General features: G+C 68.7%; 12 protein-coding genes. 9 read left to right on the forward strand and 3 right to left on the reverse strand.

Annotation, left to right across the window (positions count from 1 at the left end):
* The first annotated feature begins 84 nt into the window (after positions 1-84).
* The 6 genes from ACGFNP_RS48860 to ACGFNP_RS48885 are packed head-to-tail and all read left to right on the forward strand — an operon-like array spanning position 85 to position 7716.
* Positions 85-834 carry a ThuA domain-containing protein gene (locus ACGFNP_RS48860; RefSeq protein ID WP_358327712.1) on the forward strand — a complete coding sequence of 250 codons (750 nt, stop codon included), beginning with the start codon at positions 85-87 and terminating at the stop codon, positions 832-834.
* Entirely contained in the window at positions 831-1823 is a 993-nt protein-coding gene (locus ACGFNP_RS48865) for a Gfo/Idh/MocA family protein (protein WP_393329980.1), read from the forward strand. The genes ACGFNP_RS48860 and ACGFNP_RS48865 overlap by 4 nt, the downstream gene beginning before the upstream one ends.
* Positions 1817-2779 (forward strand): sugar ABC transporter permease, encoded by a 963-nt coding sequence (locus ACGFNP_RS48870; RefSeq protein ID WP_358327714.1) that lies wholly within the window; start codon positions 1817-1819, stop codon positions 2777-2779. The genes ACGFNP_RS48865 and ACGFNP_RS48870 overlap by 7 nt, the downstream gene beginning before the upstream one ends.
* Entirely contained in the window at positions 2776-3588 is an 813-nt protein-coding gene (locus ACGFNP_RS48875) for a carbohydrate ABC transporter permease (protein WP_393329981.1), read from the forward strand. Before ACGFNP_RS48870 ends, ACGFNP_RS48875 begins: the two co-directional genes overlap by 4 nt.
* The gene (locus ACGFNP_RS48880) at positions 3585-4808 is read left to right on the forward strand and encodes an ABC transporter substrate-binding protein (RefSeq protein WP_393329983.1); all 1224 of its coding nucleotides are present in this window, start codon (positions 3585-3587) and stop codon (positions 4806-4808) included. The genes ACGFNP_RS48875 and ACGFNP_RS48880 overlap by 4 nt, the downstream gene beginning before the upstream one ends.
* Positions 4809-4836: 28 nt before the next feature.
* The gene (locus tag ACGFNP_RS48885; protein WP_393329985.1) at positions 4837-7716 is read left to right on the forward strand and encodes a discoidin domain-containing protein; all 2880 of its coding nucleotides are present in this window, start codon (positions 4837-4839) and stop codon (positions 7714-7716) included.
* 169 nt (positions 7717-7885) lie between these two features.
* On the opposite strand, the gene ACGFNP_RS48890 is transcribed toward ACGFNP_RS48885, so the two are convergent.
* Together ACGFNP_RS48890 and ACGFNP_RS48895 are read right to left on the reverse strand one after the other, a co-directional pair.
* Positions 7886-8320: an ester cyclase gene (locus tag ACGFNP_RS48890; RefSeq protein ID WP_358327719.1), complete on the reverse strand. Its 435-nt coding sequence runs from the start codon at positions 8318-8320 to the stop codon at positions 7886-7888.
* Between the two features lie 90 nt (positions 8321-8410).
* Positions 8411-8653 carry a hypothetical protein gene (locus ACGFNP_RS48895; protein ID WP_358327721.1) on the reverse strand — a complete coding sequence of 81 codons (243 nt, stop codon included), beginning with the start codon at positions 8651-8653 and terminating at the stop codon, positions 8411-8413.
* A gap of 62 nt (positions 8654-8715) precedes the next feature.
* Between ACGFNP_RS48895 and ACGFNP_RS48900 the strand changes: the two genes are divergently transcribed.
* Complete coding sequence (locus ACGFNP_RS48900; protein ID WP_358327723.1) at positions 8716-9129, forward strand: hypothetical protein; 414 nt, start codon at positions 8716-8718, stop codon at positions 9127-9129.
* Complete coding sequence (locus ACGFNP_RS48905; protein WP_393329987.1) at positions 9122-10702, forward strand: multicopper oxidase family protein; 1581 nt, start codon at positions 9122-9124, stop codon at positions 10700-10702. Before ACGFNP_RS48900 ends, ACGFNP_RS48905 begins: the two co-directional genes overlap by 8 nt.
* 92 nt (positions 10703-10794) lie before the next feature.
* Here the strand turns inward: ACGFNP_RS48905 and ACGFNP_RS48910 are convergent, their stop codons facing one another.
* On the reverse strand, positions 10795-11886 hold the full coding sequence (locus ACGFNP_RS48910; RefSeq protein WP_393330148.1) for an epoxide hydrolase family protein: 1092 nt from the start codon (positions 11884-11886) through the stop codon (positions 10795-10797).
* A gap of 107 nt (positions 11887-11993) precedes the next feature.
* Between ACGFNP_RS48910 and ACGFNP_RS48915 the strand changes: the two genes are divergently transcribed.
* Positions 11994-12473: a MarR family winged helix-turn-helix transcriptional regulator gene (locus ACGFNP_RS48915; protein ID WP_393329989.1), complete on the forward strand. Its 480-nt coding sequence runs from the start codon at positions 11994-11996 to the stop codon at positions 12471-12473.
* Positions 12474-12571: the final 98 nt, after the last annotated feature.

Below are 12571 nucleotides of genomic sequence, written 5' to 3' on the forward strand. Positions count from 1 at the left end.
CAGCCACCCATTGTCTTCTGTGAGATCGCCTCCTATTGTGGATAGAGCTTACATAAGTGAGCGCAACCCCCTGCAATACATCCGATGGGTGCGAGAACGATGAACGTGACCGTGTGGAACGAGTTCTACGAGGAGAAGAAGTTTCCCAGCGTCTCGTCGGTGTATCCCGACGGCCTGCACGTGGTGCTCGAACAGGCGCTGGTCGAACACCTCGGCCCCGAGGCCGACGTACGCGTCGCGCTTCAGGAGCAGCCCGAGCACGGTCTCAGCGAGGCGGTGCTGGACGCCACCGACGTGCTGCTGTGGTGGAGCCATCTCAAGGACGACGAGGTCGGCGACGAGGTGGTCGAACGGGTCAAGCGGCGCGTACTCGACGGCATGGGCCTGCTCATCCTCCACTCCGCCATCGGGTCGAAGATCGCCAAGGCCCTGCTCGGCACGTCCGGCCAGATGACCGGCTGGCGTCACGGCGACAGCGAGCTGCTCTGGACGATCCTGCCGGGCCACGAGATCGTCAGCGGCGTCCCCAACCCCGTCGTCATCCCCGCGGGCGAGATGTACGGCGAACCGCTCGACATCCCCGCGCCGGACGAGCTCGTCTTCATCAGCTCCTACCAGGGCGGCGAGGTGCTGCGCAGCGGCTGCGGCTTCCACCGGGGCAGGGGCCGGATCTTCTTCTTCGCCCCGGGGCACGAGGAGTCCCCGATCTACTTCCAGCCCGAGATCAGGCGTATCCTGGCCAACGCCGTACGGTGGGCGGCCCCGCCCACCCAGCCCCAGCCGAAGGCCGCCAGGCAGGGCGAGTACCCGAAGAACTGGTGGGTCCAGGCATGACGGACCTGATCCAGATCGGCCTGGGCCCGTGGGGGACCGATTGGGCCACCAAGATCCTCCCGCGGCTCGCCGACGCCAACGTGACCGGCTGGGTGGACGCCTCCCCCGACGCGCGTACGGCGTTCGTCGCCGCGACCGGCGCCGACCCGGGCACCGTGTTCGCCACCGTTGAGGAGGCGCTGGAGGCGACCGGGGCCGTGGCCGCGATCGCGCCGGTCGCGATCGGCGCGCACGTGGCCGTCGCCAGGCAGGTGCTGGAGGCCGGCGCCCATCTGCTGCTGGAGAAGCCGTTCGCGCTGGACGCGGCCACCGCCCGCGAGCTGGCCGGCCTCGCGGCCGAGCGCGGCCTGGTCTTCGGCATCGACCAGAACTACCGGATCTTCCCCGGCGTCCCGATCGTCCGTGACCTGATCGAACGGCGGGCCGTCGGAACCATCCGGCGGGTCTCGCTCGAATGGCACCGCATCCACCAGGGTGTCAGGGACTCCAACGCGCTGATCGAGCTGGCCATCCACCATTTCGACCTGATGCGCCACCTGTTCGGGCGCGACGGAGTGGCGATCACCTGCGTGCCGGTGACGCCGGTGCGTTCGGCCCAGGACCGTACGCCGGGAGCGAGCCTTCTCGTCGAACTGGACGGCGGGATCACGATCGACTACGTGCTGTCGAGTCAGGGAGTCGACGCGCAGACGCCGTGGCCCGGGGTGTGGCGGATCTCCGGTGACGACGGGCTGCTCAGGTGGGGGGCCGCGCCGGACGACCACCGGGCCGTGTCGATCACCGACGGGGACGGGAACGTGACCCCGGTCGAGGTGCCCGAGCTGCCGCTGTTCGAGCGGGCCGGGGTGCTGCGGGCGTTCATCGACGCGGTCGAGGGCACGGGCGTGCCGACCTCACCCGCCGCCGACAACGCGCACAGCGTCGCGATGCTGGAGGCCGCGCTGACCTCGGCCCGCACCGGGGAGCGCACGAGGGTCGAGCGGTGGTGACGGCCGTGGCCGACCGGGCCGCGGCGCGCGAACAGCGACAGAGCACACGGCGACGGAGCACACGGCGGCAAAGCGGTGGGGGCAGCACGCTGTTCGGCCGCAAGACGATGCTGTTCCTGCTGCCGGGAGCGGTCTACCTCGCGGTGCTGTCGGTCTACCCGCTCATCGACCTGTTCCGTACGGCCTTCTCCGACGTGACCGCGGCGAACCTGCTGGGCGAGCGGCCCTTCACCGGGCTCGACAACATGTGGCGGGTCATCGAGGACCCGGCCTTCGGTGACGTGGTGCTGCATACGCTGGCCATCGTCGCGATCGTGCTCGTCGTCGGGCTGGCCGGCGGGTTCGCCGCCGCGCTGGTGCTGCGCCCGCGTACCCGCCTGAGCAGCCTGACGCTCGGCGTGATGGTGTTCGTGTGGACGCTGCCCGCCGTGGTCGCCGGGAATCTGTGGAAATTTCTGCTGGAGTCGGGCGGGCCGGCCAATTCCGTACTGCTCTGGCTGCACGTGGTCCAGCAGCCGATCCCCTGGCTCGCCAACGGCACGCTGGCGATCGTGGTGCTGGGGCTGGTCAACGCCTGGATGGTGGTGCCGTTCTGCGCACTGGTCCTGCGCGCGGCGCTGCTCGACGTCTCCCAGGAGCTGCTGGAGGCCGCCGCGCTCGACGGCGCGGACGGCTGGAAGGCGACCAGGCACATCGTGCTGCCGCTGCTGCGTCCCGTCATCTCCATCCTCGGGGTGCTCGTCGTGATCAACGCCTTCCGCTCGTTCGACCTCATCTTCGTGATGACCAGCGGTGGGCCCGGCACCTCCACCACCACGCTGCCGTACCTCGGCTACCAGCAGGCGTTCAAGTTCTACGAGTTCGGCCAGGGCTCCTTCACCGCGACGTTGTCGCTGGTCATCGTGCTCTTCCTGGGCGGCTTCTACCTCAGGATGAACCGGAGGGAGCAGCCGTGAGACGCACCACCGCGCTCAGCGTGCTCGGCTGCGCCGGGCTGCTGGCGATCTACGCCCTGCCGCTGTACTGGCTGGTCGCCACGTCGTTCAAGAGCCTCAAGGACGTGTTCGCCGAATCGGCGGCGGTGATCTTCACCCCCACCGTGCAGGCGTACGTGGAGGTGTGGAACGGCGGCTTCGCCGCCTCGGCGGTCAACTCGGTGATCATCGCCGTGTCGACCACGGTCATCGTGCTCGCCATCGCCGTGCCCACCTCCTACGGCCTGGCCCGGCTCAACGGGGCCGTGGTGACGGGCGCGCTGGCCGTACTGATCATCCTGCAGATGGTCCCGGCGACCTCGACCCTCATCCCGCTGAACAGGCTGCTGGCCCAGTGGGGCCTCACCGGCAACCTGTACGGCGTGGCGATCGCGATCGCGGCGACCAACCTGCCGTTCAGCATCCTGCTGCTGCGGCCGTTCTTCACCGGGGTGCCGATCGCCATCGAGGAGGCCGCCGCCAGCGACGGCGCGAACAGATGGCAGCGGTTCGTGAAGATCGTGCTGCCGATCACCCGCAACGGGATCGCCACCGTGGCGACCCTCACCTTCATCGGCGCGTGGGGCGAGTTCCTGTACGCGATCACCTTTCTCAACGACCCGGGCCTCTACCCGGTCAGCGCGCTGCTCGCGCAGCAAATGTCCTCCTACGGGGTGAACTGGCCGGGCCTCATGGCGGTCTCCGTCCTGGTCTCGGTCCCGACCGTACTGATCTATCTGTTCGGGCAGCGTCTGCTGGTCGGCGGCATCACGATGGGAAGCGTCCGTTGATTTCTGCGAAACTCCGCGGCCTCGCCGCCGCGGCGGCCCTGTGCGCCCTGGCCGCCTGCGGGACCTCCGGTTCCGGCGGTTCGGGCAACGTCAACCAGGTCACGTTCTGGCACTACTACGCCCAGGGCGTCCCCGCCACCGCGAAGTTCACCAAGGACCTGAACGACGTCTACGCCAAGGCCAAGCTGCCCAAGCCACTGAACAGCGTGTACGTGCCCGGCGAGCAGCTCACCCAGAAGGTGATCGCCGCGGCGGCCAGCAAACAGGGCCCCGACGTCTTCGTCCAGGGCGGCGCCGACCTGCTCCAGCTCGTCAAGGCCGGCGCGATCACCGACTTCACCGCGCAGTACGAGGCGTTCAAGGACAAGGCCCAGATCCCCGACACGGCCGTCATCAAGCAGGACGGCAAGGTGTACGGGGTGCAGGGCTTCAGCAACACCACCGCCCTCTGGTACAACCAGGCGATCCTTGACGAGTTCGGCATCACGCCGCCGACCACGATGGACGAGCTGAGCGCCGACCTCGCCAAGATCGGAAAGAAGTACGTCGGCATCGGCCTTCCCGGCCAGGGCGATCAGGACGTCAACGCCTTCTCCTTCATCACCGCCTACGGCTTCGACTACGCCAAGCCCGACGCCGCCGCCCTGGAGAACGCCTTCAAGCTGGTCGGCGGCTGGGCCGACAAGGGGTACGTGCCCCGGGACGCCGCCACCTGGACCCCCGACGTCGCCTTCCAGAAGTTCGCCGCCGGCGGCATGGCGTTCGTGCTCGGCGGCAACTGGCAGTACGGCAACGCCAAGAAGACCGCCTCGTTCAAGTACGGTGTCGTGCCCGTGCCCAACGGGAGCGCCCCGGCCAAGGTCTACCAGTTCGGCGACAACGTCCACATCAGCGCCTTCACCAAGGACAAGGACGCCGCCTTCAACGCCATCGCCACCCTGTTCCTCGGCAAGGACGGCGAACTCGCCGCCCTGGAGGCGGGCAGCATGCCGATACGCAAGGACCTGGCCGACACCAAGGGCATGCAGGACCCGATCTACAGCCAGTTCCGCAAGGCCCTGCAGAACGGCGTGCCGTACCTGCTGCCGGGGTTCGGCACCGAGCTGACGCAGATGCGCAAGCCGGTGGCCGAGGCGTGGAGCGCCGTGATCGCGGGACAGTCCTCCCCCAAGGACGCCGCCACCACCGCAGTGGCCGCCGTCCAGCGCGCCGCCAAGTAGCACATCACTCTCCGAGGGAGAAAACCGCATGCGCCTGCGTGCCACCCCCATCCTTGCCCTCGTCCTCGTGCTGCTGACCGGCCTGCTCACGGCGGTGCCGGCCCGCGCCGAAGTCGTTCACCCGCGCCAGCAATGGTTAAGAGACTCCACGGCGGGCCTGTTCCTGCACTGGGGCATGTTCACCGCCCCCAGGCATCTGGACTGCGCGCAATGGGAGAAGGACGTCACCGAAGGCGGGTGGAGTCCCGACTACTGGATCGACCAGGCCCGTGACCTCGGCGCCTCGTACATCGTCCTGGCCACCTTCCACAGCGCCCTGGGCTACGCCCGCCCCTGGCCGTCCGCGATCCCGGGAAGCTGCTCCACCAGCCGTGACTTCCTCGGCGAGCTGGTGAAGGCCGGGCGGGCGAAGAACGTACGGATCATGCTCTACATGACCGACGACCCACAGTGGCACAACAACACCGGCGTCGAGATGCTCGACTCGGCCGCCTACTCCGCCTACAAGGGCAAGCAGGTCGACCTGACCACCCGGCCCGGATTCGGCCAGTTCAGCTACGACCTGTTCCTTGAGGTTATGGAGAAATATCCGGACCTGGCCGGGTTCTGGATCGACAACGAGAACGAGTACTGGCAGCAGAACGGCCTGTACGAGAAGGTCCGGGAGAAGCGGCCGTCCTGGCTGCTGAGCAACAACAACACCGACACCCCGATCATGGACACGGTCAGCAATGAGCAGAAGACCGGCATGATCCCGGCCTACGACTACCCACAGGCCGCCTTCACCCCGATGCCGCGCCTGACCGAGGCCGACTACAAGCTGCCCACCACCGGCGACTGGTGGTACGACGGCGCCGACCACCCCGTCGACGCCCGCCTGTCCACCGGCCGCTACATCACCAACGCCGGCTCGTCGATGAAGTCGCTCATGGCCGAGACCGCGATGGTGAACGGCAGGTTCCCGCCGCAACAGGAGGCCTTCAACACCTTCATGTCCACCTGGGTCCCGCCGATCAAGGAGTCGCTGCAGGCCACCGAGGGCGGCGGCTACCTGTACGGCGGCATGCAGCCCGGACGCTGGAACGACGGCGCCCACGGTGTGATCACCCTGCCGCGCACCGGGAACGTCCAGTACCTCCACGTGATCACCAAGCCCAGCACCGATCACGTGCGGCTGCGCGACAACGGCTACCGCGTCACGAAGGTGAGCGACCTGCGCACCGGCGAGCGGCTGCGCTTCAGCCAGTCCGGCGGCTACCTGACCGTCCTCGGGATCACGCGGTGGGACGACTACGACACGGTGTTCAAGGTCGAGACGGCCGGCCGTCAGGGCTTCTACGGCTCGCTCAAGGCCACGGCGTCCGCCGAAGGGGACGGCCATCCGGCCGCCGCGCTGGTGGACGGCGGGTTCGAGAACTACTGGGACTCGGACGGCCGGGTGCCGGTGTCGATGACGCTGGATCTCGGCAAGCCGGACAAGATCTCGTACCTGGCGATCAATCAGCGCGAATGGTCTCCCACCTATGCCAGGTCGACCTTCGGCCGGCCGGAGGACTCCGCCCGGATCAAGGACTACCGCGTCTACGTCAGCGACGACGGCAAGCACTGGGGCAAGCCCGTACGTGCCGCCGCCATGCCCAGCGCGCGCGGCACGCAGGTGATCGATCTGGGCGAGCAGCGCGCCCGCTACGTGAAACTGGAGGTGCGGAGCACCTGGTCGGGGCCGCAGGCGCCGCGCTTCTACCACCGGCTCCGGATCGACGAGATCCAGGTGGCGAGCTCGTACCCGACCTCCCATGACGCCTTGCCGCTCGAGGCCGAGGCGCAGCAGCGGACGGGCAAGGCCCGCGTCGAGAGATGCACCGCCTGCTCGGGCTCGGCCCAGGTCACCGGGCTGCGGGAGGGCACCCTCACCTACCGCGACGTGACGGTCCCGGCGGCGGGCGAGTACCGCCTGCGGATCGACCACACCGCCGCCGCACCCACGTCCCTGTCGGTCGCCGTCAACGGCGCGGCCCCGGTCACGGTCCAGGTGCCCGGCGACAACAAGGCCGTGCCCCAGTCCACCGCCCTGCCGGTCACCCTGCGCGCGGGCGCCAACACGATCACCCTGTCCGGAGGCGCGGGAGTGGACCGCCTCGCGATCGCCCCCATGCCGCCCGCCTCCTCCGTGCCCAAGACCACCATGACCGTCGACCCGTCGGGCCTGCAGTGGGTCGGCTCCGGCCGGCAGTCTCTGAAGGTGTCGGCCACGCTGCGCCTGGACGACGACGACGCGCTCGACCAGGTCACCCTGGCCCCGGTCGCGCCCGAGGGCTGGACGATCGAGGGCGAGGCGGCCACGTCGGCCACGATGCGGCTCGGTCAGACGCTGGCCGGCTCCTGGACGCTCACGTCGCCGCCCGGAAAGGAGGTGAGCGCGACCGACATCCCGATCACGGCCGCCTTCCGGTCGCTCGGCCGCCAGAACACGGTCACGAGCCCCCTGGGGGTGCGACCGCGTCCCGCCGGCCGGGTGTTCATGCGGGAGGCCGAGGACTCACGCAACAAGATCGGCGAGGCGGGTATCACCGCCTGCGCGGCCTGCTCGGGCGGGCAGAAGGTACGCAACATCGGCGGCGGACCGGACCAGGGCAGCGTGCCGGACGCGTACGTGCTGTTCGAGGATGTCACTGTCCCGGAGGCGCGGACGTACACGCTGGACATCGACTTCACGGTCAACGGCAACCGGTCCTTCTTCGTGACCGTCAACGGCGGGACGCCGATCGAGGTGAAGGTGAACGGTGTGGGCAACAACACCCCGTACACCGTCAGCATCCCCGTCGCCCTCAAGGCCGGCCCCAACACCATCAAATTCCACAACGACACGACCCCGGGGCCTGACCTCGATCGCATCTCCCTGGGCTGACGGTTCAGGTGGACGCCCGTCGCACGAGGCGGTCGATGCCGCGCACCGCGACCTGGTCGGGACGATGCGTTCCGGCGCTGACTTCGGCCTCGCGCGGACGGGCGTCCATAGCGGTGCGCAGGTGGCGGACGGGCGACAGCAGCATCCACACCGGTGGCCCGGCGAGGTGCTACGCCGGGATGAGGCCCAGTTGCCGCAGCTGTGAGTAGATGTCGACCACTCCCCAGATGTCGATGATCTGGCCGTCGGCGAAGCGGGCGATGAAGATCTCCTGGTAGGTGACGGATCTGCCGGTCGGGGGCATGCCGCGGTATTCACCGGAGTTGGTCCCGGTGACCGTCTGCCGAGCGACGATCTTGTCTCCGTCGGCGAGCAGGTCCTCCATCGTCACGTGAATGTCGGGGAACGCGCGCAGGAGCACCGCCCAAATGCGCTTCTGCGCCTGCACCGCGGTCGTGTCGGTCGGCTCCGCCGTGTGGAAGCGCCCGTCCGGGTGAATGAACTCGTCGATCGCCTTCGAGATGATCTCCAGATCGCCGCTGTTGACCGCGTCGTGGAAGCGGTGGTACGTCTCCTTGTTGCGTACTTCCTGGCCTGCTGACATGACGTCTCTCCTTAGATCGTGGTGAAAGCAGCGTCCCGGTAGTTACGACCAGACAGCCCCCTGGATTGTGAGGCGGCGCCACCGGGACGATCACTGCGGTTCGCCGGTGATCCAGTTCCAGCCGGTGATCGTGGTACGCATCAGGCGGGCGGCGGTTGACAGGTTGCTGTCGGCGCCCCACAACAGGGTGAGCGCGCGACGGCAGTCGGGGCTGTCGACGGCGATCCAGGCGCTCCGATCAAACGCCGCGCCACCACCAAGAACTGCCTGAGCGTGTGCAGGTCCATCATGCCTCTCAGTACATAACACCATAGCAATATTGATCTTAGGCAAGATAGCTAATAGGCCATAGTGTCGAGGCGTTTGCGAAGGAGACAGAGTGAGGAGGATCCTGCATGCTTACCGTTGCCGCGTATCGGACGACCCCTGCGGGGTGGACACTTCGGGCCGTCGTCAGCGCGCACGTGGTGGCGATCGTCGGCCAGCCGGTGTTCGCCGGGGCGTACCTGACCGGTGACTTCGACAGCCTGCGCCGGCACGCGGTCGGCGCCGACGTGGTCACCTCCATCGGCTACCTGCAAGTGATCGTGGCGATCGTGGTGTGGGTCCGGCTGCGTCAGGTCTGGCCGTCGCTTGCCACGATGGCGGTGGTGGCGGCCGAGACCGTGCAGTACTTCGCCGGATTGGACGGCGCGCTGTGGTTGCACATCCCGTTGGGGGTGATGACCGTCGTCGCGCTCGTCGTGCTGTTCATCGCGGTCTGGCGCCAACCCATGCTCCGGCGGCCGCGAGAGGCCCGCGATGCGTGAGCGTGACATGACCAGGCGGCAGGTGCTGGGCATCGGCGGGGCGCTCGGGCTGCTGACGGCCACCGGACTGTCGGCCTCGGCGGCGCTGGCGCGCAGGCCGTCGATCACCGGCGCCGAGTTGCGCAGCGCCGTACCGCTGCCGCCGCCTTTCCAGGTGCCGCTGCCGATTCCTTCCGTGCTGGCGCCGGTCAGCACCTCGGGCGGCGCCGACCGTTACGCGATCACTCAGCGCGAAGCGAGCGTGGAGATCCTGCCCGGTGTCAGGACGCCGCTGTGGACCTATGACGGCACCTTCCCGGGGCCGACGATCGAGTCGCGCCGCGGCCGGCCGGTCACCGTGACGCACCGCAACGAGCTGCCTGTGCCGACCGTCGTGCACCTGCACGGCGGACGGACCCCGGCGGCTTCCGACGGCTACCCGACCGACCTCCTCCTGCCCGAGGGCTGGCAGGAGGCCGCCATGCACATGGGGCACGGCATGCACGATCCGCGTGCGGTGGTCACCAGGCTGACACGGGACTACACCTTCCCGCTGGACCAGCGGCCGACGCTGCTGTGGTACCACGACCACCGGATGGACTTCACCGCACCCGCGATCTGGCGCGGCCTGGCCGGACTGCACATCGTCCGCGACGACGCCGAGGACGCGCTCGGCCTGCCCGCTGGGCGGCGCGAACTGCCCCTGATGATCGCCGACCGGGCGTTCGCCGCCGACGGCGGCCTCGCCTACCCCGCCCTCGACCCCACCCTGCGGGAGCGGCCGGGCGTGACCGACCCGTACCTCGCCGGCGTCCTCGGCGACGTGATCCTGGTCAACGGCGCCCCCTGGCCCGTGTACGAGGCCGACGCCGCCCGCTACCGGCTGCGCATCCTGAACGCCTCCAACGCCCGCCACTACGAACTCGAAGCGGTCACCGACGACGGCCACCGGCTCGACCTCGTCCAGATCGGCGCCGACCAGGGACTGCTCGCGGCGCCGGTCACCCACCGCGTCCTGCCGATCGCGCCGGCCGAACGCTACGACGTGATCATCGACTTCTCCGGTGTCGCGATCGGCAGCCGCGTCCGGGTCGTCAACCGGCTCGGCTCCGGCCGTACCCGCGACGTGATGGCCTTCCGCATCGCGCGCGACGCCACCGACAGCAGCCGTATCCCGCGCACGCTCTCAGACGATCTGCCGGACTGGCGCAGGTCGGATGCCGTCAGGGTGCGCGAGTTCTCCTTCCGCACCGGGCGGATGCACGGTGGTCACGGGTGGCTGATCGGCGGGCTGCCGTTCGACCCCGGCCGCTCCGATGTCACCGTCGGGTTGGGCAATGTCGAGGTGTGGCGGCTGGTCGCCGACGTCCATCACCCCGTCCACCTGCACCTGGTCGGCTTCCGGGTGCTCTCGCGCAGCGGCCGGCCGCCGCTGCCGCACGACGCGGGCCTCAAGGACACCGTCTCCTTGCGGCCGGGCGAGTCGGTGGAGATCATCACCCGGTTCGACGGTTACCGCGGCCGATACCTCTTCCACTGTCACAACGCCGAGCACGAGGACATGGGCATGATGGCCAACCTCGAGATCATCTGACATTTCGCGGTGCGGCTGGACTCGGCGAAGGTGAACGGCCTGTTGGCCGCGGAACTCCGGGGTGCCCGGAAGTCCGCGGCCAACAGCGTCTTCTAGCGGGTGGCGATGTGGGTGGTGAAGAAGTCCCGGACGTCCTCGGCGAGCAGCTCCGGCACCTCCATCGCGGCGAAGTGGCCGCCGCGTTCGAACTCCGACCAGTGCCTGATGTCGTACAGCCGCTCGGCCAGCGGTCGCACCGACTGCGTGATGTCGTGCGGGAACACCGCCACGCCAACAGGCACCGCGCAGGGCACGCCCTGCCCGCGGGGAACATCGTGGTGCAGCCGCCCCGAGGAAGCCGCGGTCGCGGTCAGCCAGTACAGCGAGATGTCGGTGAGCATCCGATCGTCGCTGACCGGCGTGCGCGGGTCGGTCCACTGTGCGAAGCGCTCGGCGATCCAGACCAGCTGCCCGACCGGCGAGTCGGTCAGCGCGTATCCGATGGTCTGCGGGGTGAGGGCCAGCAGAGCCTGGAACGGCGGACGGTTGGCCATCAGCTGCCGGACCTTGTCCAGCCGGGCTTCATCCGTTTCGGACAGCTCGATGCCGGCGTCCGGGTCCGGCCGGGTCGGCAGGTAGTTGATGTGCACCCCGACGACCTGCTCCGGCGCCACCGCGCCGAGCGCCAAGGAGATGCCCGCGCCGAAGTCGCCGCCCTGCGCGCCGTAGCGCTCGTATCCGAGACGCCGCATCAGCTCGGCCCACGCCCGCGCGATCCGGACGGCGTCCCAGCCGCGCTCGTGGGTCGGCCCGGAGAAGCCGTAGCCCGGAATGGACGGGATCACCAGGTGAAAATCGCGCGACAACGGCTCGATCACATCGAGGAACTCCAGGAACGAACCGGGCCAGCCGTGGGTGAGGACCAGCGCGAGCGCGTCCGGCTTCGAAGAGCGGACGTGGACGAAGTGGATGTTCTGGCCCTCGATCTCGGTGGTGAAGTGCGGAAGCTCGTTGAGCTTGGCCTCGTGCGCACGCCAGTCGTAGCCGGTACGCCAGTATTCGGCCAGTTCCTTGAGCCGCGCCAGCGGGAACCCGTAGTCCCACCCGGCGTCGGCGACCTCGTTGGGCCAGCGAGTGCGGGAGAGCCGGTCGGTCAGATCGTCGAGATCGGCCTGGGGGATGTCGATGCGGAACGGCTTGATCATGGTCTCGGAGGAACTCATTCGATGTCCAAACGTTCGTATGGCTAACGTTTACTCGCCAAACGATAGCACATTCATTAGCGCTCCAAACGATTCGTTAGACTTCCCCCATGGAGAACCCAGCCGAAAAGACGCCCACCAGGTGGGAGAGCCTGCCCAGCTGGCTGCTCAACCAGACCGCCAACCACGCGCACCGCCTGGTGGGCGACGGGTTCTCGTCCGTCGGCGCCCGTGGCTACCACTACCGCCTGCTGGCGACGCTGGAGGAGCTCGGCCCGGCCAGCCAGGCCGCGCTGGGCCGCCGTAGTGGCATCCACCTCAGCGACATGGTCGCGACGATCAACGAGCTCGCCGATCACCAACTCGTCGAGCGCGCCCCGGACCCCGCCGATCGACGGCGCAACATCATCTCGCTGACCTCAGCGGGCCAGCGGCAACTGCGGCGACTGGAGAAGCGGCTGGCCGAAAGCCAGGACGAACTACTGGCTCCGCTGTCACCCGATGAACGACAGCGGCTGACCGAGCTGCTGTCCAAGCTGCTGGACCACCACAACCGACGAACCGGCACCCCCGAAGAGCCGTGGCGCTGAAGATTGCACCAGCGCGTGGCCCTGACGACTGGCCGGAAATCCGGTCGACAGGCGAACCCACGGTGCACTGTGATGGTCCGGCCGCCCGCCGCACGGAG

It is taken from the genome of Nonomuraea sp. NPDC049269, from assembly GCF_043197155.1.
Lineage (GTDB): Bacteria > Actinomycetota > Actinomycetes > Streptosporangiales > Streptosporangiaceae > Nonomuraea.